The 22,958-nt window shown below is 71.7% G+C and carries 19 protein-coding genes and 1 tRNA gene; 8 read left to right on the top strand and 12 right to left on the bottom strand.

The window, feature by feature from the left end; genetic code table 11:
* Nucleotides 1-107: 107 nt before the first annotated feature.
* Nucleotides 108-1,352: a hypothetical protein gene (locus FRANEAN1_RS36725; protein ID WP_049795557.1), complete on the bottom strand. Its 1,245-nt coding sequence runs from the start codon at nt 1,350-1,352 to the stop codon at nt 108-110.
* Between the two features lie 560 nt (nt 1,353-1,912).
* On the opposite strand from FRANEAN1_RS36725, the gene FRANEAN1_RS01415 reads away from it, so the two are divergent.
* From FRANEAN1_RS01415 to FRANEAN1_RS01425, 3 genes are all read left to right on the top strand, one after another.
* The gene (locus FRANEAN1_RS01415; protein ID WP_041253582.1) at nt 1,913-2,110 is read left to right on the top strand and encodes a hypothetical protein; all 198 of its coding nucleotides are present in this window, start codon (nt 1,913-1,915) and stop codon (nt 2,108-2,110) included.
* 358 nt (nt 2,111-2,468) lie between these two features.
* Nucleotides 2,469-2,669, top strand: coding sequence for a hypothetical protein (locus FRANEAN1_RS01420; protein ID WP_041253584.1), 201 nt, complete (start codon nt 2,469-2,471; stop codon nt 2,667-2,669).
* A 96-nt stretch (nt 2,670-2,765) separates the two neighbouring features.
* Nucleotides 2,766-3,641: a helix-turn-helix transcriptional regulator gene (locus FRANEAN1_RS01425; RefSeq protein WP_347176937.1), complete on the top strand. Its 876-nt coding sequence runs from the start codon at nt 2,766-2,768 to the stop codon at nt 3,639-3,641.
* 18 nt (nt 3,642-3,659) lie between these two features.
* Here FRANEAN1_RS01425 and FRANEAN1_RS01430 read toward each other — a convergent pair whose 3' ends face one another.
* On the bottom strand, nt 3,660-4,448 hold the full coding sequence (locus tag FRANEAN1_RS01430) for a Cof-type HAD-IIB family hydrolase (RefSeq protein ID WP_157472246.1): 789 nt from the start codon (nt 4,446-4,448) through the stop codon (nt 3,660-3,662).
* Nucleotides 4,449-4,854: 406 nt separating this feature from the next.
* Between FRANEAN1_RS01430 and FRANEAN1_RS01435 the strand changes: the two genes are divergently transcribed.
* The 3 genes from FRANEAN1_RS01435 (at nt 4,855) to glsA (ending at nt 8,090) form a co-directional block, all read left to right on the top strand.
* A complete protein-coding gene (locus FRANEAN1_RS01435; RefSeq protein WP_049795559.1) occupies nt 4,855-5,166 on the top strand; it encodes a phosphoribosyl-ATP diphosphatase in 312 nt (103 codons plus the stop codon).
* A gap of 64 nt (nt 5,167-5,230) precedes the next feature.
* Entirely contained in the window at nt 5,231-6,076 is an 846-nt protein-coding gene (gene hisG, locus FRANEAN1_RS01440) for an ATP phosphoribosyltransferase (RefSeq protein ID WP_041255267.1), read from the top strand.
* Nucleotides 6,077-6,290: 214 nt separating this feature from the next.
* Nucleotides 6,291-8,090: a glutaminase A gene (gene glsA, locus FRANEAN1_RS01445; protein ID WP_347176938.1), complete on the top strand. Its 1,800-nt coding sequence runs from the start codon at nt 6,291-6,293 to the stop codon at nt 8,088-8,090.
* 105 nt (nt 8,091-8,195) lie between these two features.
* Here glsA and folE read toward each other — a convergent pair whose 3' ends face one another.
* From folE to dacB, 5 genes are all read right to left on the bottom strand, one after another.
* Nucleotides 8,196-8,969 carry a GTP cyclohydrolase I FolE gene (gene folE / locus FRANEAN1_RS01450; protein ID WP_012157740.1) on the bottom strand — a complete coding sequence of 258 codons (774 nt, stop codon included), beginning with the start codon at nt 8,967-8,969 and terminating at the stop codon, nt 8,196-8,198.
* Nucleotides 8,966-11,227, bottom strand: coding sequence for an ATP-dependent zinc metalloprotease FtsH (gene ftsH, locus FRANEAN1_RS01455; RefSeq protein WP_012157741.1), 2,262 nt, complete (start codon nt 11,225-11,227; stop codon nt 8,966-8,968). The genes folE and ftsH overlap by 4 nt, the downstream gene beginning before the upstream one ends.
* Nucleotides 11,228-11,527: 300 nt before the next feature.
* Complete coding sequence (gene hpt, locus FRANEAN1_RS01460; RefSeq protein WP_012157742.1) at nt 11,528-13,354, bottom strand: hypoxanthine phosphoribosyltransferase; 1,827 nt, start codon at nt 13,352-13,354, stop codon at nt 11,528-11,530.
* Nucleotides 13,355-13,424: 70 nt separating this feature from the next.
* Nucleotides 13,425-14,558, bottom strand: coding sequence for a zinc-dependent metalloprotease (locus FRANEAN1_RS01465; RefSeq protein ID WP_012157743.1), 1,134 nt, complete (start codon nt 14,556-14,558; stop codon nt 13,425-13,427).
* Nucleotides 14,559-14,690: 132 nt separating this feature from the next.
* Entirely contained in the window at nt 14,691-16,178 is a 1,488-nt protein-coding gene (gene dacB / locus FRANEAN1_RS01470) for a D-alanyl-D-alanine carboxypeptidase/D-alanyl-D-alanine-endopeptidase (RefSeq protein WP_012157744.1), read from the bottom strand.
* A gap of 616 nt (nt 16,179-16,794) precedes the next feature.
* On the opposite strand from dacB, the gene FRANEAN1_RS01475 reads away from it, so the two are divergent.
* Entirely contained in the window at nt 16,795-17,337 is a 543-nt protein-coding gene (locus FRANEAN1_RS01475; protein ID WP_012157745.1) for an inorganic diphosphatase, read from the top strand.
* Nucleotides 17,338-17,496: 159 nt separating this feature from the next.
* Here the strand turns inward: FRANEAN1_RS01475 and FRANEAN1_RS01480 are convergent.
* Nucleotides 17,497-17,568 (bottom strand) — tRNA-Thr (locus FRANEAN1_RS01480).
* Nucleotides 17,569-18,036: 468 nt separating this feature from the next.
* Here FRANEAN1_RS01480 and FRANEAN1_RS01485 point away from each other — a divergent pair.
* Nucleotides 18,037-18,768: a response regulator transcription factor gene (locus tag FRANEAN1_RS01485; protein ID WP_012157746.1), complete on the top strand. Its 732-nt coding sequence runs from the start codon at nt 18,037-18,039 to the stop codon at nt 18,766-18,768.
* Here the strand turns inward: FRANEAN1_RS01485 and FRANEAN1_RS01490 are convergent.
* The 4 genes from FRANEAN1_RS01490 to FRANEAN1_RS01505 form a co-directional block, all read right to left on the bottom strand.
* Nucleotides 18,728-19,396 carry a histidine phosphatase family protein gene (locus tag FRANEAN1_RS01490; RefSeq protein WP_012157747.1) on the bottom strand — a complete coding sequence of 223 codons (669 nt, stop codon included), beginning with the start codon at nt 19,394-19,396 and terminating at the stop codon, nt 18,728-18,730. The genes FRANEAN1_RS01485 and FRANEAN1_RS01490 overlap by 41 nt on opposite strands.
* A gap of 111 nt (nt 19,397-19,507) precedes the next feature.
* Nucleotides 19,508-20,545 carry a regulatory iron-sulfur-containing complex subunit RicT gene (ricT, locus tag FRANEAN1_RS01495; protein ID WP_012157748.1) on the bottom strand — a complete coding sequence of 346 codons (1,038 nt, stop codon included), beginning with the start codon at nt 20,543-20,545 and terminating at the stop codon, nt 19,508-19,510.
* A gap of 163 nt (nt 20,546-20,708) precedes the next feature.
* On the bottom strand, nt 20,709-21,647 hold the full coding sequence (locus tag FRANEAN1_RS01500) for a metallophosphoesterase (protein ID WP_012157749.1): 939 nt from the start codon (nt 21,645-21,647) through the stop codon (nt 20,709-20,711).
* A 42-nt stretch (nt 21,648-21,689) separates the two neighbouring features.
* A complete protein-coding gene (locus FRANEAN1_RS01505) occupies nt 21,690-22,946 on the bottom strand; it encodes a DNA polymerase III subunit delta' (protein ID WP_012157750.1) in 1,257 nt (418 codons plus the stop codon).
* Between the last annotated feature and the right edge of the window lie 12 nt (nt 22,947-22,958).

Genomic DNA, 22,958 nt, shown 5'->3' on the forward strand with positions numbered 1-22,958 from the left:
CGACCCGGAGACGCGCGGGCGCCGACATCAGATGTCGACGCGATTCGGATGGGTCACTCGTGGTCGCCGTGGGCCCGTGGCCGGGCCGGCCGGGTGATCGGAAGCGATCAGGTGCGGTCGGGCCGGTCGGGCCGGTCGGACTCGCGAGGGCTGCTGGGCCCGTCGGGCTCGTCGGGTTCCGCCGGTCGGTCGAGCTCCGGGCGGATCCGGTGGTTCCTCGCGGGATGCTCGCCCGGCAGCCTGCGGCGGCGCCGGTCGCCGTCGCTGTTCGTGCCGCCGGGCACCAGCGGGAGTGCGGGCCGTGGGGGAGGCGTGGGCCGTGGCGGTATCCGCAGCCGGTGCTTCGACGCTGCCGTGGGGCGTGGCACGTCGGCGTGCTCGTCGGTGCTTTTGGTATCGCGGGCCGGGCGTCCCGGGGCCGGTCGGGGTGGGGCCGCCGACGGCGCCCTGGCCGTCTCGGTCTCGTCCGGCGTGTTCGGCCCGATCCGGGTTCCGATGACGGCGTCCCACCGACGTTCCACCTCGCGGACGGCTTCGACGAGCGGTTCCATCCGATCGGCCGGGGCTGTGCCACCGAACAGGTCCAGTGTTGTGGTCAGTGCACTGACGAAGTACTGGGCATCCGGCGCGAGCAGATCGACGCGGGCCGGACGACCGGGCCGGGGCGTCACCGCGTTCAGATACAGGCCGACGATCCGGTCGATGCGGGCCGCGATGTTCTCGAAGAACGGGTCGGTCGGCTGGTCCTGGTGATTCCGCCGGCTCCGCGGTTGGCCGGGCCCGCCCATCGTGCTCTCCCTGCCATCGGCAGGTGCGGTTTCCGGCGCCCATGCGTTCAGGTCCGGCGGCGTCTGGTGCTGGACGGGTAGGTCGGGGTAAAAGTCGTCGTCCAGCTCCGACAGGGACACGGGGAGGTCGGAGTGTGTCCACCGCAGCGCGGTGGGATCCGGCTGTGGAACTGACCCGGCCCCGTTCCCGAGTTCGAACCGCTCACTGTGTCGCTTGGACCAGATTGCCCACACAACCGTACCGAGGATGATGAGCACCGCGCCGAGCACGGTCAGGAAGAAAGCGCCCCAGTGCGTGCCGCCGCCGGGTGCGGCGCCGGCGGTGGCCTCGGGGGACAGGCTCCGCGCCGGCGGCGGGACTGTGTTGCCGCTGTCGGCCGTGCCGCCGAGCAACCAGCCGAGTATCGTCGCGATGCCCGCTAGCAGCAGTGTCGGAATGCCGAGGATGAATGCGGCGCGGAGCCTGCCGAGGCAGGCGGCGACGACGGTGAGCGCCACACCGATGACGACGAGGTCCCCGACTGGGATCTCAGTTCCTGGCTCAATGGATGTGAGCGCGGTCATCTCACACCGCCCGCAGCCCTGTGTCAGCGCGGTCTGGCTCCAGGCGAGCCCCTCGAATGGGCCGCGAAAGCATGCTCTGGCGCGTCGCATATGGTTGGACAGGCGTGAACGTAGGGGACCACGGCCGCGTTGACAATCGTGGTTCGGTGGATGGCCATGCCCCCGTGCCAGACATCCATGCACCTCCTCGGGTGCGGGAGGACCTTGAGGCCCTGGCCACCGCCAGGACCTACACGAATCGTGACCGTCCTGGCCGCGAATCGCAAGTACTTAAGCCGGAATAATCGGCGAGTTTTCGCGAATCCCGTCCAATGCCCGTTTCTGTCAACATCGGGTAGTTGTATGACTACTTCCTGTCCTATTTTTATGGTTCTGGGTGCTTTCGGGTCAGAGGTACGGATCCGTCGGCTGTCGCAGTCCGTGAGTGTGGTGCGCTGTTGTGGTCTACTCGGTTCAACGATCCCGTCGTAACGGACGGCGAGTCTGTCCGGGCTGCGCCACGCCACGCCTGATTTGTCAGTGGCGGTGGCCGGGGGGCGCGCGAAGAGAGGTCGGACCGGATGCGTATGACCCCACTCACGCCCGCGTGTGGAGCGGGCTCCTGTCCTCGGCTGTATCTGACCGAAGCCGGCACGATCGCCGTCCAGGGGCCTGGCTTCTCCGCTGATGAGGCGGAGGTCGAACTGGCTCCGGGTGAGCATCTCGTGGAGATCCCACGGGAGCTTCTGATCGCCGCCGTACGGAGCCTGGGCGCCTAGGCCGCGCCGGGCCTGCCTCCGTCGCCACGCTGGAGCCGGGCCACCGGACGGCCGCTGACGCCGCACCGCACCACCGCCGGCAGGGTGCTGCGTCGATTGGACCTAGGTAGGTCCGTTGCGGCGTGTCAATCGTGTTTGGGAGTCCGTGACCAGCGCTGATTGCGCCAATGGTGATCTATGTGCGGGCCGTCGAGGGATGCGTCGCGGGCGTCGTCCACGGCGGGCCAGGCCGGTCCGCGACCGCCGTAGTATTCCGGGTGCCCGTCATAGTCTGCAGAGTCGCAGGTTATTCCTGTTCCGACCCTGCTAGTCTCAGCACACTCGCGTAGATCGCGTGCGCGAGGGGGGAAGGTAGCGAATGAAACTCGTGCCTGTGGCCACCTGCAACGGGGGCGCCTGTCCGACGATCTACGTCACGGACGACGGTGACGTCGTCGTCCAGGGCTGGGTGTTCCCGCAACAGAGGTCGCACGAGGATCCCCCGGATGGGGAAGCCCGGGTCCGGATCCCACGTGAGCTGCTGCTCCGCGCCGCGGATTCGCTCCCGACAGGAATATAGCGAGGACAGGCTCGATGTCGGTCGGTGCTGGGCTCGGCGAGCGACACCGACCCGGCACCGCCTGCCTCCCGGGCGTCCCGATGGCGGACGAAGGAAATGACTGAGCGCGGTAGCGATCTTTCTGGCAGGGAGCCGGTGGGCGTCGTCCTTGCTCGGCTGCGCGGTGAGCGGGGGCTGACCGGGGAGCGGCTGGGAGCGCTGGTGCACATGAGCCAGGCGAAGATCTCGAAGATCGAGCGGGGTGTCGCGCGGCCGTCCCCCGCCGACGTGGAGCGCATTGCCGTCGCCCTGGACGCGCCGCAGGCCCTTGTCTCCAGCCTCGTCGACCAGGCGGGTGCGGATCAGGACCATGCCGGCACGACCCGTGGTCCCGCCCGCAGAGGCACTGTCGGTCAGCAGGACTTCTCCGCCGAGGAAACGCGAGCGCATCGGATCCGGAATCTGGAACCGATCCTGATACCCGGCCTGCTCCAGATCGGTGAATACACTCGACGGGTAATCAATGAGTACTTCGGTCTCACGCACGGGGACGCGGAGAGTAAATGGGCTGATACCGCGGCGACGGTGTCACTGCGTGCGCGCCGTCAAGAACTCTTATACGACCTGAGTCGAGAATTTGAGTTCGTGATATTCGAGACGGTTTTCCGGAACAGGTTCGCACCCCCGGGCGCCATGCTGGCTCAGGTCGACAGGGTCGAGGCCGTCGCCCAGCTCGCCAACGTGACCGTGAAAGTGGTTCCGGACACAGCTGATCTCGGTTACCCGCCTATGCAGGGGTTCACCATCCTGGACGACAACGTCGTGTTGGCGGAGTCGATGGACGCCACGATCCTGCGTGACCGGAAAAGCGTCGACTTCTACACGCGCTTCTTCGACCAGTACGCCAGCCGCGGCGTGGACGATCTGGAGCCGATCCTCTCGCGTTACAAGACCCTGTACGCCGACCTGGCCCGGCCGAGGGGCGACGGCTGACCCGGCCGGCCCGTCGTTTCAGGAAAACAGCCGTTCCAGTACCTGAGCGACACCGTCGTCGTCGTTCGACGCGGTGATCTCGTCGGCGGCGGCGAGGACGTCCGGATGGGCGTTGGCGACCGCTACCGAATGCCCGGCCCAGGCGAACATGGGCAGGTCGTTGGGCATGTCGCCGAACGCGACCACCTCGGCGGCGAGCACACCGCGCTCGCTCGCCAGTTCAGCCAGCGCGACGGCCTTCGACACCCCCGGGCCGGCGATCTCGATCAGGTCGTGACTGGACGTCGTCACGACCGCCTCGGTTCCGGCCAGGGCGACGACCGTCTCGTACACGTCGGCCAGCGACGCGCCGCCCCGGCGGACCAGCAGCTTCGTCGCAGGCAGGTGCTCGAGCAGCTCGTGGAAACCGGCGACCAGTTCGCCCGGATCCGGCCACATGGTCAGGAAATCGGGTTCGCGGCCGAATCGCACGCCGCTCTCCACCGCGAAGGTGGCGTCGGGTACCGCTGCCCGGATCGCGGCGGCCAGCTTCAACGCCGCGGGCGTCTCCAGAATCGTCTGGCTTACCGGAACGCCGGTGTCGAGGTCGTAGACGAGTGCGCCGTTCGCGCAGATGGCGAGGCCCGAGACCGCGGTCTGCCGGACGACGTCCGCCATCACCCGGGTGGGACGGCCGGTGACGAACACGACCGTGGAGCCGGAGTTCTCGACCTGTCGCAGGGCGTCCCTGGTCCGGTCGGAGACGGTGCCGTCGGTGCGGATCAGGGTTCCGTCCAGGTCGGTGGCGACGAGAACGGGACGGGACACAAGTAACCAGTCAACCATTCACCGGGATGGGACACCATCGTCCGAGAGGGTCGCGCCGGTGTCGTCTTCACGTCCCGAACGATGTCCCGAACGGTGTCGCGGACGAACGGTGTCCCGGGCGCGGGGAACCGGATCTCGGCCGGGGATGATCCCGCTTCCGGACACCGCCGACGAGCCGGATATCGGAGATCAACGGCGCCTGACACGGTGGCGCACACCGATGATCGTTTCCGGCTGTCGTCCCCGCCACTGCGGGTAGCATGCGGACATGGCCTTCTCCGACGCGTCCGAGGCGTCTCGTTCGCCCGTTACCGGCGGCGCGGGGGGCACCGACGGCGGGAGTGGCGGGGGTGTCCCGGGAGGGGAGTCCGCGGCCGCCGGTGGTACGCCGGGTGGAACCCCACCGTTGCCGTCTGTCGTCGGATCATCTCGTGGCGCGAGAGCAGGCCGCGAGAGAAAAACATTTGACGAACTCTTTGCCGAGCTCGGCGGGAAATGGCGTGAGCGGACGCCGGGCTCCGGTACTGTCGCCGCGCTCGACCTGGGCGTGCATCATCTCGGCAAGAAGCTCGTCGAGGAGGCCGCCGAGACGTGGATGGCCGCCGAGCACGAGAGTCGGGAGCGGGCTGCCGAGGAACTCTCCCAGCTCCTCTACTGGAGCCAGCTGATGATGATTTCCCTGGGCCTTTCCCTGGACGACGTATACTCGCACCTGTGAGTAGGTCCTGCCTTTCCGTGGTCGTCCGCTTTGCGGCCCTCCGTGCCTTTGGCGAGTGTTGATGATGCTGCGTATTGCGGTTCCGAACAAGGGTGGGCTCGCGGCGGCCTCCAGCCAGTTGCTGTGCGACGCGGGTTACCTCGCGCGGCGGGAGTCCGCCGAGCTGGTGGTGGCCGACGTCGAGAACGACATCGAGTTCTTCTTTCTGCGTCCGCGTGACATCGCCGTGTACGTCGGCACCGGCCGGCTCGATCTCGGCATCACCGGCCGTGATCTCCTCGTCGACAGCAACACGTCGGCGCAGGAGCTGGTGCCCCTCGGGTTCGGCCAGTCGGCGTTCCACTACGCGGCGCCGGCCGGCACCATGAGCGACATCAAGGAGCTTGACGGGCTGCGGGTCGCCACGTCGTTCCCCGGCCTGGTGCGTACCGACCTCGCCGGGCGCGGCATCTCGGTCCAGATCGTCAAGCTGGACGGCGCCGTCGAGACCGCCGTGCGGCTCGGCGTGGCGGACGCGGTGGCCGACGTCGTCGAGACCGGGCGGACCCTGCGGGCGGCCGGGCTCGAGCTCGTCGGCGAGTCGGTGCTGCGCTCCGAGGCAATCATGATCGCCAAGCGCGGGGCGGATCTGTCGGCCGCTCACGAGCGGCTGCTGCGCCGGGTGCAGGGCGTCCTGGTGGCCCGGCGGTACGTGATGATGGACTACGACGTGCCCTCCTCCGTGCTGGAGAAGGCCTGCGAGGTCACCCCGGGCTACGAATCCCCGACGATCTCCCCGCTGCAGCGGGAGGGCTGGGTCGCGGTCCGGGCGATGGTCCTGAAGGCCGACGTCAACCGCACCATGGACGACCTGTGGGATCTCGGCGCGCGCGGGATCCTGGTCTCCGGTATCCAGGCCTGCCGGCTGTAGCGCTCGGCCCACTGACGGCCGTGCCGCGAGCGCCGGCCGCGCCTCGGCGCTGGCTGTCGCGCCTGGCCGGCTGACGCTCGTTCGGCTGGCGCTGGTTCGTCCGGCCACGTCCGCGCGATGTTCGTGTTTTCATCGATCCATGCGCGCGGGCGGGAACGCACGGCCAGCCAAGGACTCCCGTCTACGAGCACCGGACGCCGGTCCGATGGAGCGGATGCTTGCGGACATCCATGAGGCTTTCCGCACCGACCGGTCGGGGAAGGTCGCCAGCTTCATCCCCGAGCTCGCGACCGCGGACCCGGCCCTGTTCGGCCTCGCCGTCACGACGATGGACGGGCTGCGCTACCGGGCGGGCGACAGCGACGTCCCGTTCACGATCCAGTCGGTGTCGAAGCCGTTCGTTTACGCGCTGGCCCTGCGTGACCGCGGGACCGACGGTGTGCTGGCCAGGGTCGGGGTCGAGCCGACCGGCGACGCCTTCAACGCGATCACGCTCGAGCCGGAGACCGGCCGTCCGCTGAACCCGATGGTGAATGCCGGGGCGCTGCTCACCTCCAGCCTGGTGGGCGGCGGTGACGCGGCCGAGCGTTTCGACCGTGTCCTGACGGGTCTGTCGGCGTTCGCGGGCAGGCAGCTGACCGTGAATGAGCGGGTCTTCGCCTCCGAGCGGGACACCGGTGATCGAAACCGTGCGATCGGCTACCTGATGCGTGGCGCGGGGGCGCTGCGGGGGCCGGTGGACGAGATCTGTGAGGTCTACTTCCGGCAGTGCGCCGTGGAGGTTACCGCGGCGGACCTCGCGGTGATGGCCGGCACCCTCGCCCGCGGCGGGGTGAACCCGCTGACCGGCGAGCGCGTCCTGAACGAGGAGCACGTCAACCATGTGCTGACCGTCATGGCGACCTGCGGCATGTACGACCGGGCGGGAACCTGGCTGTTCCGGGTGGGCCTGCCCGCGAAGAGCGGGGTCGCCGGAGGAGTGTGCGCGGTGCTGCCCGGGCAGCTCGGGATCGGCGTCTTCAGCCCGCCGCTCGACGAGGTGGGCAACAGCGTCCGCGGCGTGCGCGCCTGCGAGCGGCTGGCCTCCCGGTTCGCACTGCATCTCCTTGCCCCGCAGGGAGAACCGCCGCACCCGGTGCGGGGCACGCACCGTGGCGACGCGCTGAGCTCGAAGCGGATGCGAGGCGCGCGGGAACGGGCCGTCCTCGCCGTACGGGGTTCCGCGATCGTCATCCACGAGCTGCAGGGCGATCTGGTGTTCGCCAGCGCGGAGCGGGTTGTGCGCACCGTCCGCCAGCACCTGGACGACGTCCGCTGGGTGGTGCTCGACCTGCGCCGGGTGGCCGCCGTCCGGGAGCCCGCCCTCGAGCTCCTGCGGGTGCTGCTCGACGAGCTGGCCAGCCGGGACGTCAACGTCCTGTTCGCCGACCCGCGTGGGCTTCCGGGCGTCGACCGCCTGATGCGGGGGGACTGGAGCACGCAGCGCGTTCCCGATCTGGAGACCGCACTCGAATGGGCGGAGGAGGCGCTGCTGATGCGCGAGGACCTCGCGACCCTCCCGCCGACCGCGCACGTCCCGCTCGGCGCGCAGGAACTGCTCACCGATCTCGGCAAGGAGGGCACCCGGGTCATCGGCGCGATGTGCGAACGACGCACCTACGAACGCGGCGCGACGGTCTTCGACGAGGGAGATCCGGCGGACGCGCTCTACTTCGTCACCAGGGGCCTGGCGAACGCGCAGGCGCCGAACGCGGACGGGACGCGCTGGTTCCGGCTCAGCTCGGTTCCAGCCGGCAGTGCGTTCGGTGAGCTGGCACTCGTCGATGGCGGCCGGCGTTCCACCCGGATCGTCGTCGCGGAGACCATGACCTGCGAGGTGCTCTCGGTCGCGGCGTTCGACACCCTGGTGCGGGAGCATCCGGACGTCTACAACGCGCTGGTGCGCGCGATCGCGCGCAGCCTCTCGGCACAGCTGCGCCGAGCGACCCGGGAGATCCAGTCGCTCGAAGAGTGAGTGCCTCCGGGCCGGGCCGGGCCGGGCGCCTGCGGGCGCGAGCCGAGCCCGGAACGACTGCGAGCCGGGTCCGAGCCCGGAACGAGTCCGGGCTCGGACCCGGGGTCAGCGACCCCGAATGATCAGCGACATTCCCTCGCTGCGGGTGGCCGGGCTCAGGAACTGGCCGCGCACCGCCGAGGTCACCGTGGTCGCCCCCGGCTTGCGGACACCGCGCATCGACATGCAGAGGTGCTCCGCCTCGACGACGACCATGACGCCCCGCGGGTCGAGGACGTCGACGAGTGCGTCGGCGACCTGAGAGGTGAGGCGCTCCTGGACCTGCGGCCGGCGGGCATAGAGGTCGACCAGCCGGGCCAGCTTGGACAGGCCGGTGATCTGCCCCTTCTCGTTCGGGATGTAGGCCACGTGCGCCTTGCCGGCGAAGACCACGAGGTGGTGCTCGCACAGCGACGAGAAGTCGATGTCGCGGACCAGCACCATCTCGTCGTGGCCCTCGTCGAAGACCGTGGTCAGGACTTCCGCCGGGTCCCGGCCGAGGCCCTCGACCGCTTCCTGGTAGGCGCGCGCGACGCGGTCCGGGGTCTTGCGTAGGCCCTCGCGGTCCGGGTCCTCGCCGATGCCGATCAGCAACTCACGGACGGCCCGTGCGACCCGCTCGTGGTCGAAGGGCCGAACCATCTCCGGCCGCTTCAGCCGCCGCGCCTCGACGCCGTTGCCAGCACCGCTGCCGGCGTCCTTCGCGTCGGTCACGTTGTCCGAGACGTTGCTCTCGGTGGCCGATTCCGGCGAGACGCCCTGGTCCAGTCCGGAGGAGCCCGCGTTCAGCTCACCGGCCTGTCGCACGATGGTCTGCGCCTGGTCGGAATCGGAGGTCAACGGCGTCTCCTGTCGTCATCGTTGTCCCAGGTGGGCGGTGCCCAGGGGTTCGCGATCCGGGGGCCTTCCGGCGGCGGGGATCCCGGCGGGGGTGTGCCGTGGGCCGGGCTCGAGGCGCTGTGTCCAGGCCCGCTCTGCGCGGGGTCGCCGTGCCCGAGGCCCGCGGGACCTCCGGCGGTGCCCGGGTCGGCCTGGCCTGCCGGGCGGGGGTGGCCCGCGGTGCCGTTGCCACCGCTCACCCCACCGCCGTTCGCCGAACCACCGCCGTTCGTGCCGCCGCCGTTCGTGGCATGGCCGGCCGGCCCACTGTTGCCCTTCACCAGGTCAGAGACCTTGGACGGGACGAGACCCAGCTCGGCCGGGGTCTGCACCGGCGGTCGGTCCGACGGGATGCGCCGCCCCACGCCGGTGTACGAACCACGGCTGGGGCGCTTCTGGACGGTGGCGAAGACCTCGAGCACGTCGTCCTTGCTCAGGGTCTCGGTGTCCATCAACCGCAGGACGAGGTTGTCGAGGACGTCCCGGTAGGTGACCAGGATCTCCCAGGCCTCGTCGTGCGCGGCCTCGATCAGCCGGCGCACCTCGTCGTCGATCTCGCTCGCGACCTCCTCGGAGTAGTCGCGTTGGTGACCCATGTCGCGGCCGAGGAAGACCTCACCGGACTCGCTGCCGAACTTGATCGCGCCGAGCTTGTCGCTCATGCCGTACTGGGTGATCATCGCGCGGGCGATCTGGGTCGCCTTCTCGATGTCGTCGCTGGCCCCGGTGGTCGGCTCGTGGAAGACGAGCTCCTCCGCGGTGCGCCCGCCGAGGAGGACGGCGAGCCGGTCGAGCATCTCCGACCTGGTCGACAGGTACTTGTCCTCCAGGGGGAGCTGCATCGTGTACCCGAGCGCCCGGCCACGCGGCAGGATCGTGATCTTGTGGACCGGGTCGGCGTTGGGGAGCGCGTGCGCCACCAGGGCATGACCGCCCTCGTGGTAGGCGATCCGCTTCTTCTCCCGGTCGCTCATCGCGCGGGTCTTGCGCTCCGGCCCGGCCATGACCCGGTCGATCGACTCCTCGAGCAGCGCCGACGAGATGAACCGGACGTCCGACCTCGCGGCGAGCAGCGCCGCCTCGTTGAGCACGTTCGCCAGGTCCGCGCCGGTGAAGCCGGGGGTGCGCCGGGCGATGATCAGCATGTCGACGTCCGAGCTGATCGGCTTGCCCTTGGCGTGGACCTTCAGGATCGCCTCGCGACCGAGGAGGTCGGGGCGGTCGACCACGATCTGGCGGTCGAACCGGCCGGGACGCAGCAGGGCCGGGTCGAGGATGTCGGGTCGGTTGGTCGCGGCGATCAGGATGACGCCGCCCTTCACGTCGAACCCGTCCATCTCGACCAGGAGCTGGTTGAGGGTCTGCTCGCGCTCGTCGTGGCCACCGCCCAGGCCCGCCCCGCGGTGCCGGCCGACGGCGTCGATCTCGTCCACGAAGATGATCGCGGGCGCGTTCGCCTTGGCCTGCTCGAACAGGTCGCGGACCCGGCTCGCACCGACGCCGACGAACATCTCGACGAAGTCGGAGCCGGAGATCGAGTAGAACGGGACGCCGGCCTCACCTGCGACGGCGCGGGCGAGCAGCGTCTTGCCGGTGCCGGGCGGCCCGTAGAGCAGGACGCCCTTGGGGATCTTGGCGCCGATCGCCTGGAACTTGCCCGGGTTCTCGAGGAACTCCTTGATCTCCTGGAGCTCCTCGATCGCCTCGTCCGCGCCGGCGACATCAGCGAACGTGGTCTTGGGTGTGTCCTTGCTGACCAGTTTCGCCTTGGACTTGCCGAAGTTCATGACACGGTTGCCGCCGCCCTGCATCTGGTTCATGAAGAACAGCAGCAGGAACACGATCAACAGCACGGGGAGCAGGTTGAGTAGCAGCGAGACGAGGACGTTCCCGCGGTCGACGGAGACGTTGTACTTGATGTTCTGCTGCTTGAGCTCGTTGGCGAGGACCAGGGCCTGCTCGGTGGCGAAGGACGACTCGTACTTCTTGCCGTTCCCCAGCTCGATCCGGATGATCTGCTTGGAGTCCTGGATCGTCGCATCGACGACCCTGGTCTCGGGTTTTGCTCCGGCGCTCTGGTCGATCTGCTGCTGTACGAAGCTCAGGTCTGCTTTCTGATACTCACTCGGTCCGGACAGCACGCCCGTCGTGAGGATGATCACGAAGAGGACCAGGAGCAGCAGAGGTACCCAGCCGCGGAAGATTCTTCTTGGAGTCATCTGTCTGGAACGCCGGACACAAGCGTTCCACCCTCCTGCCGTGTGTGCTGCCCTCGATCGGGATTCCCTTGTGCCGAGGGTACCGCCGGCACGCGCATCTCACCGCGCGTACATCCGAGCAACGGACCGGGGGGCCGCACTGTTCCGTAACGGCCCTCGGGGACGTACCGGCGGGCTACCGGACACCTGCCGATCAGCGGTGCCGGCCCTGCCTGACTCGGGTGAACCGGTCCGTGACCTCCCCGGAACCCGTGCTGTGGCCGGGCTTGACCGGGGGATGGATCCCCGCCCCGCGGCCCGTCAGGCGCGCCGGGCGATCGCCTCGGGCGTGAGGGTGCCTACGAACGGCAGGGTCCGATAGTGCTCGGCGTAGTCCAGGCCGTAGCCCACGACGAAGGCACTCGGGATGTCGAACCCGACATAGCGGACGTCGACGTCCACGGTGATCGCCTCGGGCTTACGGAACAGCGCCAGCACCTCCAGCGACGCCGGCCCGCGCGACCGCAGGTTCCGCAGCAGCCAGGAGAGGGTCAGCCCGGAGTCGATGATGTCCTCGACGACCAGCACGTCCCGGCCCTCGATCGACCGGTCGAGATCCTTGAGGATGCGGACCACACCGGAGGACGACGTCGTCGAACCGTACGACGAGACGGCCATGAACTCCATCGTGATCGGCACCGACAAGGCCCGGGAGAGGTCCGCCATCACCATCACGGCGCCCTTGAGGACGCCGACCAGGAGGATCTCGCGACCGGCGTAGTCCGCGTCGACGCGGGCCGCCAACTCCGCGATCTTCGCGGCGATCTCATCCTGGCTGACCAGGATCTCGTCGATGTCGGGATGCGCCCGGGGCGGCCCGCCGGCCGGGATCGAAGTGCCGTCGTGGTCGGGCTTCGCGGTCGCGGCCTGGCTCACCGGCCTGTCCTCCTCGTTGCGCGCTGGGTCGCCTGGTCCTCGGTCGCCCGACGCCGGGGTGCCTGGCGTCAGAGTGCCCGACGCCGGGGCGCGGGACGTCGGTCCGCCACGCTCACCGGGCGTGCGGACCACACCGGGACGGCCCGGGTGGCCCGCACCGGCCGGCGTGTCGGGACGGACCGGTGCATCCGGGCCGACGAGGGTGATCCTGCCACCGGTCCGGCGGGCGAGCACCCCCGACGGCAGCGGGACGGGCTTCTGCCCGCGCCAGCGGGTCACCAGGTCCTCGACGGCCCAGATGTGGTCGGCGCGCAGCGCGGACGCCGACGACCCGGCCGCCAGCGCGGCGCGGCGCAGGACCCGGCTCCGCAACGCCTGTGTCAGGCCCGCGAGGGCCGCCACGTCGAACTCGACCCGCGGCCCCGGTTCCGCCTCCGCCGCCAGCGGCGTTCGCGGTGCCCGTGGCGCCGTGGTACCCGCGGCGCTCCCGGCGAGCTCGGCGTAGACCGACTCCGCCTGTGCCTCGAGCGCGTCCGCGTCCGCCCGCAGCAGGTCGGCGGTGCGGGCCAGCGCCTCGGCGATGCCCGGCCCCAGCTCCGCCTCCAGCACCGGCAGCACGGTCGACCGTGTCCGGGCCCGGGCGAAGGCCGGGTCGGCGTTGGTGGGGTCGTCCCAGAACTCCAGGCCGAGAGACTGGCAGGCCTGGCGAGTCTGGTCGCGCCGCAGCCGCAGCAGCGGGCGGCGGATGGCGCCGTCCGTGGCGGGCATGCCGCTCAGCGACCGTGCTCCCGAGCCGCGGGCGAGCCGCAGCAGGACGGTCTCGGCCTGGTCGTCGAGGGTGTGGCCGAGCAGCACCGCGTGCGCGCCCAGGCGCTCGCCGGCCGCGAGCAGCGCGGCGCGGCGCGAGTCCCGGGCCGCGCCCTCGGATCTCGGCGACGGCGCGGCGAGCACCTCCACCGGGGACAGGCCGAGCAGCCGGCCGCTCGCGGCGACCTCCTCGGCGCGGGGTCGTGAGGTGTCGTCCCATCCGTGGTCCACCGTCAGGAGCCCGGCCCGCAGCGCGCGGCGGGGAGCCACGAAGGCCAGCGCGGCGGCGAGCGCGAGTGAATCCGCCCCGCCCGAACAGGCGACGAGGACGAGGCCGCCGGGTGGGACGTCGGCCACCGCGTCGCGGACGGCCAGCCGCACCGCGGCGACGGCCGGAGCGGGCATCCCCCGGCCCCGCCCGAGCGCGGCGGGCTGTGGACCGTGCGTCGGCCGGACCGTCACGCGGGCCGAACCGTCACGCGGACATCGACGGGCGGGTGCCGAGCACCCGGAGCATCCACGCGCCCGGGTCGGTCAGCTCAGGGCGGGTGGGCAGGGTCCGCGGCGACTGCCAGACGTGGTTGAAGCCCTCCACGCCGACCTCGGCGACCACGGCGCGGACGAACGCCCCGCCCTGGCGGTACTGCTGCATCTTGAGATCCAGCCCGAGCAGGCGACGTAGGAAGCGGTCGATGGGCGAGCCGCCGGAGCGCCGGTTGTCGAACTTGCCGCGGATGTCGGCCACCGTCGGCACGACCTGCGGGCCGACCGCGTCCATGACCTGGTCGGCGTGCCCCTCGAGCAGGCTCATCAGCGCCTGGAGGCGGTCGAGGACGGCGCGTTGCGCCGGGGTCTGCAACGCCTCCACGACGCTCGGCGTGTCCGGCCCGTGGTCGCGCACGGCGCTGCGCAGCGCCGTGACGGCGGAGCGGAGCCGGTCGGCGAGGACATCGGGATCGAGGTCGGTCGCGCCGATGAACGCCGCGATCTCGGACTCGAGGTGCTCGCGCAGCCACGGGACGGCGGTGAACTGGCTGCGGTGCGTCTGCTCGTGCAGGCAGACCCAGAGCCGGAAGTCGCGTGGGACCACCCGCAGGGTCTCCTCGGCGTGGGCGATGTTCGGCGCGACGAGGCTGAGCCGCCCCACCGGGGTCGGAGCGCCGGGCTTCGCCAGAGACGGGGCGCTCGCGGCGCTGCCCGCCTCGTACTCCTCCGGCGGGAGGAAGACCTCGAACTGGCCGAGGACCTTGCCCGCGAGGTAGGCGAGCGCGGACCCGACCTGGACACCGGTGACCCGCCGGCCCACCGCGGCGGCGAGCCGGCCGCGGCTCTGGTCGGAGAGCTTCTCGATCAGGGGCATGGTGGCCACGCGCAGCCCGGCGACGTTGGAACGAACCCACTCCGGCCGGTCGACGACCGCGATCGGGGTCGGTGGTCCGGCGGGGACGAGCTGGGTGTAGTCCTGCACATGGCCCTCGGCGACGACCGCCAGGCGCCGGAGCTCCGAGACGATCTCGTCCGCCTCCGCCCGGCTTCGCTGCGGCCCTGGTCGGACGAGCTTCTTCGCCGTCGTTACGGCGAGTTCCCAGTCCACCAGCTCAGCGTCCACGAATAGGAGCGTACCGGGCTTCCGGCCGCTTCGCCCGCCCGATCGGACGACGCCAGTCGGGCCCGGGGAGCCGTCCGTGGTGCCTGCCGTTGAGGTTGGCAGGGCCTGTGGTGTTCTTTGTTGTCCGATGACCTAGCCGCCCGGCGGCACCGGTGGCCCGGCTGATGGCGGCCCGGCGCCGGCCGGCGGACATCCGCAGGAGGCGAGGGCCGCCGCGACCCGGTCCAGCGCCATCTTGGTCAGGCCCTGCTCCTCGACCGGGGCGAACAGCCCGAACAGCAACAGCCGTCCGTCGCTGTCGGTCACCATGCCGGCGAGGCTGGTCACGATGCGCAGGCTGCCGGTCTTCGCCCGGACGACGCCGGCCCCCGGCGAGGTGTCGCCGGGGCCGTACCGGTCGCCGAGCGTGCCGGTGAAGCCCGCGACCGGCAGCCCGGACAGGACCGTCCGCAGGGCCGGATGACCCGGCAGGGCGGCCGTCCGCAGCGCCGCGACGAGCGTCGCCGGGGCGATCCGGTTGTCGATCGAAAGTCCGCTGGTGTCGCGCAGCGAGGCGCCGTCGGTCGGGATGCCCGCGTCGCGAAGGGCGCCGAGCACGCCCCGGGTGGCCCCGTCGAAGCTCGCCGGAAGCCCCCGGGCGATCGCGACCTGACGTCCCAGGCTTTCCGCCAGGTCGTTGTCGGAGTCGGTGAGCATCCGCTCGACCAGGACCGGGATCGGCGGGCTCTGCACGGACCCGACCTCGCGGGCCGCCGCGTCCGCCCGGCCCGTCGAGACCGAGCCGACGGACACGCCGGCCGCGGTGAGGGCCGTGCCGAACGCGGCCGCCGCGGCGGCGTCCGGGGTCAGGCTGCGCGGCCCGGCGGAGCCGGGCGCCGCGCGGCCAGCGTCGACCGACAGCGCGGACACCGGGGTCACGTTCCCGTCGGTCACGTAGCCGTCGCGCCAGCCGGGCGCCATCCCCGGGCCCTCGTAGGCCGTCCCGTCGCCGACCACCGAGCCGACAGCGGTGATGCCGGCCTTGCGGACCTGCTCGGCGAGGTCGCTCAACCGGGCCGCCGGCGGGTACCCGGCCGCCCCGGTCGCCGCGGTCAGGGTCGGATCGCCCGCGCCGACCAGCCAGAGCGTGCCGCCTGGGGCCAGGGGCGCCCGGCCGGGCGCAGCCGCCGACCCGGTGGTTGCCGCAGGTGACCCTGCGGTCGCCGCGGGTGGCGCGCTGGCCGGCGGGAGGTAGACCGCGCGGGTGCGCAGGCGGGCGTCCGGATCGAGCGCGGTGAGTGCCGCGGTCGCCGTGGCGATCTTGACCGTGGATGCGGGAGCGGTCGGCTCGGTGGGGCGGTTCGCAAAAAGCACCTGCCCGGTCAGCGCGTCGACCACCAGCGTGGCAGGGCCGCCCAGCACGGGGTCGGAGAGCGGCCCGAGCAGCCGCGCGGCCACCGCGGCCGGGTCGGCCTTCGGCGCGTCCGGGTCCAGCCCCGGCAGCGCGGACGCCTCGGCGCGTACACCCGGCGGGGCCGGTGACGCGCCGCCCGGAGGCGCCGCCGGACCGGGCGAGAGCGATCCGGCGAGCAGCGCTCCGGCCAGTGCCGTGAGGCCACCGGCCCGCGCGCCCAGCGGCACTGTGGTCACCCGGGAAGGTTACGCAGGTCGGTGTCGCGCGGGTGGCGCCCTGCCGGTCACGTCCCGGCTTTCGTAAGGTGGACGGCCTCGCCCCGGCGACGGGAGAACGCGGTGTGCCTCCCGGCCGTCCGGAGCCCGCGACCGTGCTGGCCGCGTGGGTTTCCGGCGAGCGGGAACACCCCACGCGGGGATGGCTCGGTCTCCGGCCGGGGTGGAACCGCTTCGGCAAGCATGTGGATCGGGTACGAAGAAGGCCACACCATGGTGTGCGCCGCGGGGTGTGACAGGCACGATGGATGTCGCCCGGGGGCGCTCGGCGCCGACTGCGCGGCGCGCCTCACGGGGCGTGGCCGTGCGATCGTGCGAGTGGCGGCGCCGTGCGGTGGCACCGCGGCCCGGTGGCCGCACCCCGCCACAGCGCGTCACCGCGCACAGGGCACAGTGGACCCGCACGAACCGCGGGTCCGGGTCTCGGCTTGACTACCGCGACCGAGTGACGCGCCACGCGGGTAGCGGCGCATCGCGACACGGACGACCCATGGACGCCGGACACGGCGTCCTTCAGACACAGAGCCGGCCTTCGGTGCCGGACGGGCCGAAGGAGACAGGGAACGGCGTGGACCTCGAGTTCGACGTGACCATCGAGATCCCCAAGGGGCAGCGCAACAAGTACGAGATGGATCACCACACCGGGCGTATCCGGCTGGACCGGATGCTGTTCACGTCCACCCACTATCCGTCCGACTACGGATTCATCGAGGGCACGCTCGGTCGGGACGGCGATCCGCTCGACGCGCTGGTTCTGCTGGAGGAGCCGACTTTCCCGGGCTGCCTGGTGCGGTGCCGCACGATCGGCATGTTCCGGATGACGGACGAGAAGGGCCCGGACGACAAGGTCCTCTGCGTCCCGGTGGCGGACGTCCGGCAGGAGCATCTGCGTGACATCCGTCACCTGCCGGAGTTCGATCGGCTGGAGATCCAGCACTTCTTCGAGGTCTACAAGGACCTCGAGCCTGGGAAGTCCGTCGAGGGCGCGTCCTGGGTGGACCGGGGGGCCGCCGAGCGGGAGATCCTCGACTCGATCACGCGCCTCAAGGACTCCGAGGGCGTCGAGCACGGCGCGGACGAGGACGGCGCCGCGCACGCACGCACGGCCTGACAACCACGGCGACGGCCACGCTCCGGCATTGAGCACGGCCGTCCCGGGCGGCCGGTGGGATTGCCCCCACCGGCCGCTGTGGCATGCCCTGAGGCAGGTGCGAGGGGGTTGGCCAGGCCGCCGCTGACGGTGAACGGCCCTGGCTGGGAAGAGAGTCTGAGCCGGAGGCGGGGATTGAACCCGCGACCTATCGCTTACGAGGCGATTGCTCTGCCACTGAGCTACTCCGGCATCGGCCAGGCGGCTGCGAGCCGGTGGGCTCCGGCGCCGTCCTGCCCGGACGAGTATGCCAGATGAAGGCGATGTGGCGATCGGCGCCCGTCCGTGGTCCGGGCCCTGACGTGGCTCGCGCGCGCCACCCTGGGTCGGGGTGGCCGCCGGGCCGCCGGGCCGCCGGCGGGTGACGGGCTCGATCCGGTGCGTCCCGGGTCCGGATGCAGTCCAGTTCGGTGGCTCGGTGTGTGCTGGGGCGTCCGCCGGTGGGAAGTCACCGCTCTGCCCGTCTGCGCACCCCGCCACATCCTGTCGACGTTCGGTTGTCCGCGGGATACGGAATGATCGGGACGCGCACTGATCGCATGTCTTGCAAGGCTTTCTGTTACGGATTTGAATGCTCGAACCCCCGCGCGTCGGCCGAAGGTGTCGAAAAGGCACCCCCGGTCGCAGTGGCTCCGGAGAGGTTGCGTAGGGTTTCGCACCATGACCGGGGCCGGGGAAGGTGCGCCAGGCACGACGCGCGGAGCGTCGCTGCTTGTCGCCGAAGACGACGAGGCATCGCGAATCGCGCTGGCACGCAGCCTTGAGCGATTTGGGTACCGGGTGCTCGAGGCCGCGGACGGCGAGGCAGCGCTGCGACTGTTCCAGACCACCGAGATAGATCTCGTTGTGCTGGACGTGGCCATGCCGCGGATGGACGGTTTCGCCGTCCTCAGCCGGCTGCGCCAGACCAGCGAGGTTCCGGTGATCATGCTTACTGGACGTGCTGAGGAGGTGGACCGCGTCGTCGGCCTTGAGCTCGGTGCCGACGACTACGTGGTCAAGCCGTACTCGTTGCGAGAGCTGGTCGCCCGGGTGCGTGCGCGGCTGCGCCGCCGGCCCGTCGAGGCGCCGCCGCAGCGCACGGGGGACGGCAACGAGCCCCTCATCTACGGCGACGTCTCGATCGACCTGCGCGCGCGGGAGGTGGCCGTCGCGGGTGAGCGGGTGGATCTCACCGCCCGTGAGTACGAGCTGCTGGCCTTCCTCGCCCGACATCCACGCCGGGTGTTCAGTCGCGAGGAACTGCTTGAACAGGTCTGGGGCACCCGCTTCCAGGACCCGGCGACCGTGACCGAGCACGTCCGGCGGGTGCGCACCAAGGTCGAGGGAAGACCGCCGCAGCGCCGCCTGGTCACCACGCTCCGGGGGATGGGCTACCGGTTCGATCCCTGAGATCCGGCTCCGTCGCCTCGCGTAGCTCCCGGTCACCCTCCTGGAGCTCGATGATCGATCCGTTCGGCACGGGCCGGCGCCGGTGGTGTTCCCGGTAGCCGCCCATGTCGAGCCGTTCGGCCGTGCCGGCGCGTGCCCGTAGGCACCAGTCCACCGCGCGGATGAACATGCCGTGGGTGAAGACCACGACAAGTCCCGGGGGCGCCTGGTGTAGCCGGGCGAGGAGCCGGTCGGCCCGGTCCATCAGCCCGGCGAACGACTCACAGCCCAGCTCGGGCCGGTCCACCGAGTACGGGTTCGCCTGGTGCCAGTACTGTCGCGCGAACGGCGCCCGTTCGAGGTCGGTCAGTTTCTGGCCGTGGAGACTGCCCAGGTAGGTGAACTCCTGGACGTCCCAGACCTCCAGCGGGGTGGCCGGGAACCTGCGCGCGGTCGGTTCCGCGGTCAGCCGGGCGCGTAGGTACCAGGAGACCACGATCAGGGACGGGTCGTAGGGAATCATCCCGGCGACCGCGTCAGCCTGGCGCACTCCAAGGTCGGTGAGCCCGATCCCGTGCGGATCGGCCGACGGCTGTCCCGCGTTCGCCGTGCTCTCGCCGTGGCGTACCAGCCACACCCGCCGTTGCATGGTTCCCCCCATGTCGATGCCGCCGGCCGCGCTGGCGCGCGGTCATGTCGCGCTGTCTGTTTGCCGCGAGCTGCCGTCCCGAAGTTCGGGCGGCCTGTGCCGCGTACGCCCTCAGTGCTCCGTGCGCCGCCGGGAACGGCGGCGGTGGGACCGCCCGCCGGCCGTGTCGGGGGAGCCGTCCTCGCCGCCGTCCGGCGCCGGGCCCGCCGTCCCCGCTGGCCCGGCTGGTTCCGCGGTCCCAGTTGGTTCCGCCGTGGCGGCTGGCCCTGCCATGTCGGCTGGCCCTGCCATGCCGGCTGCTTCCGCCGTGCCGGCCGGGGCTGCCGGTCCGGCGGCATGGGTGGCCTCGTAGGCCTTGCGTGAGCCGCAGACGTCCGCGCGGGAGCAGGCGTGCCGGCCCCCGCCGTCGAGGGCGACCGTCACCTGCTGGCGCGGCACGTCGTGCGCGACGACCCGGCCGTCCCCGTCCGGTGTGGACGCACGTGCGCCCACCGCGGGGACGGCGGCGGTGAACTCCTCGTAGAGGGGATGCTCGTAGCGCAGGCAGCACATCAGCCGGCCGCACGCCCCACTGATGCGCATCGGGTTCAGCGAGAGGTTCTGGTCCTTGGCCATCCGCACGCTTACCGGCTCGAAGTCGGTGAGGAAGGTGGAGCAGCAGAGGTCCCGCCCGCAGGAGCCGATCCCGCCCTGGAGTTTCGCGCTGTCGCGGGCCGAGAGCTGCCGCAGCTGTACGCGGGCGGAAAGCGTCCGGTTGAGATCACGCACGAGGGCACGGAAGTCGACCCGGTTCTCGGCGGTGAAGTAGACGGTGAAGGCGTTGCTGTCGGGAACAACGTCGACGCCGACCACCTTCATCGGCAGGCCGTGCTCCCGGACGAGCCGGCGGGCGGCGACCCTGGCCTGGGCGCGGCGTCGGCGGGCGGCGTCGTCGCGGCGCAGGTCATCCTCGTCCGCGAGGCCGGCCAGGACCGGCAGGCCGCCGACGTCCTCGCTGACCCATTGCGGCGCCCACACGCAGGTGGCGACCTCGGGCCCCTCGTCGGTGGGCACCAGGACCCGGTCACCGACCCGCGGGCTGTACGGGCCCGGATCGGCGTAGTAGAGCCGGCCCCGGCGGGAGAAGGACACCGCGCACATCATCGGCATGCGACGTCCCGCCACCTTCCGCCCTCGGATGCCCGGTCCACGGAAGACTACGACGGGGGGCGGCGGTGAGGCTCCCGGTTCGCCCATCTCGCCCGATGCGGGGTGCGACGGCTCCATTCCGGATGGAGACGGGTCGGTCGGCGCGCCCCGGGGCCGGCCGGTGTCATCCGATGCGGGCGCCGCCCGGGACCTGGTAGACGGCGAACGGGGCCACGATGACCGGGCGGGCGACGTTGCGCACCGGCGTACCGCCCGGGGTGCGTCCCGTCTCCTGGCCGTGGTGGGCGTGGCCGTGGACGGCGAGCGCGGTGGCGGGCGCGTCGAGGGCGCCCGCTCCGCAGCCCGGGGTCACGGAGCCCGGCGTCACGCTGCCGTGCCAGGAGCCGTCGGCTGGCGCCGGAGCGGGGCCGTCCGAGGGAAAGACCGACGCCGGTCCCGGCGGGTCGAGCGTGCCCGCGGTGGCTCCCGTGCCCGCCATGCCCGACCTGCGCGCCGCGGTCGCCCCGCGCCCGGGACCGGTGCCGCGCCCGGCTCCCGCCGCGCGTGAACCGTCGATGGCGGCGCCGAGCAGGGAGCTGCCGAGGAACCGGTGCAGCCCCGGTGCCTCGCCCGTCAGCGTCTCCCGCACGGGCGCGTAGTGGGTGAGGGCGATGCGGACGTCGGTGTCGAGCGAGGCGAGCGCGTCGCACAGGTGAAAGGCGTCGGCCGCGGCGTCCTCGGGCGTCCGGCCGCCGGGCCCGCCGTCGGCCAGGTGGTTGTCGGCGAACCCCGTCACGCCCGCGACCCCGACCGGGCCGGCCGCCGTCCCGATCGTCGCCGCGGTGCCGTCGAGCACGATCGCGCCGGCGTCACCGAGCATCGCGGCGACCCGCGGGCCCTCGCCGGCGTCGTGGTCGTGGTTTCCCAGCACCGCCACGACCGGCAGGTCGAGCCCGCGGACAACCGTGCACAGCTCCGCCGCGGAGTCCAGCTCGCCGTCGTTGGTCAGATCACCGGCCAGCAGCAGGACGTCGGCGACGATCGCCGCCCGCTGGTAGAGCGGCCGGAGCCGGAACGCGGATCCGGGAACGACATGGAGGTCGCCGACCGCCGCAACCCGCATGCCCGTCCTCTCCTCCGGTGGCGCCTGCCGCCGCACAGGTTCTTATGCGTCGCGCAGCGTGAGGGCAAGAGACTCGGCAGCCAGCTGCGGCACAAGACCCGGGTTGTCCGCCAGCGCCTGCCGTGTCGCCAGGACGGCCTCCCACCGGCGCAACGTCTGCTCCGGGGTGGCCGCGGCGGCCAGCTGGGCGACGGCGTCGGCCTGGTCGAGGTGCACCGGGGTGACCTGCCCCCGCAGCTGCTGGACCAGTACGTCCCGGTACAGCCCGGCAAGATCCACCAGGGCCCGGTCGAGGGAGTCGAGAACAGTGCGCCGCCCGCGGCTCTTCTGGGTCCGCTCCAGCTCCTTGAGCGCCCCGGCAGCGCCGCGGACCTGGAGAGACCTCGGCTTGGCCCCCGCCTTGGCACCCCGCGCGGACGTCGACCTGGTACCGGAGGACGTCGCGCCGACGCCCAGCGCCGTCTTCAGCGCCTCGGTCTCGACCTCGTCGCGCTCGGCGTTCGCGGCCTGCGCGTCGGCGTTCGCGGCGTCCACCAGGTCGGCGGCCGCGGCCAGGCAGTCGCCGACCCGCCGCAGCCGGGAGGGCAGGCGCAGCACAGACTCCCGCCGTGCGCGGGCCTGCGGGTCGGTGGCCAGCCTGCGGGCCTGCCCGACATGCCCCTGGGACGCCTGCGCCAGCACGGCGGCGAGATCCTCGGCTGTGCCCTCCCGGATGAGGACGTCGGCCACGTTCTTCGGGTTCGGCAGCCGCAGGGCGACCGACCGGCACCGGGAGCGGATGGTGGGCAGCACGTCGTCGACGGATGGGGCGCACAGCAGGAACACGGCTCGCTCGGCCGGCTCCTCCAGCGCCTTGAGTAGCGCGTTCGCCGCCGAGTCGGTGAAGCGGTCCGCGTCCTCAATCAGCAGGATGCGCCATCGGCCCGCGCTGGGGGCGCTGGCGGCGTCCCTGATCAGGGCACGGACGTCCCGCACTCCGATCGAAAGACCCTCCGGGCGGACCGTGCGAAGGTCGGCCGCGGTGTCGGAGAGGACGGTGTGGCAGCCCGGGCACTGCCCGCAGCCTGGCGGGATGTTCTCGCAGAGCAGGCCGGCGGCGAAGGCCCGGGCCGCGTCGGCGAGGCCCGAGCCGGCCGGGCCGGTGAACAGCCAGGAGTGGGTCATGCCCGCCCGGGCGGCGGCCAGCGACCCACCCTCGGTGACCAGCGCCGCCGCCGTGGCCGCGGCGGTCAGGGTGGCGACCACCGCGTCCTGTCCGACCAGGGTGTCCCAGACCGTCACACCGTCATTGTCGTGCATCACCGCGACCTG

Origin of the sequence: Parafrankia sp. EAN1pec (assembly GCF_000018005.1) — a bacterium.
GTDB classification, from domain to species: domain Bacteria; phylum Actinomycetota; class Actinomycetes; order Frankiales; family Frankiaceae; genus Parafrankia; species Parafrankia soli.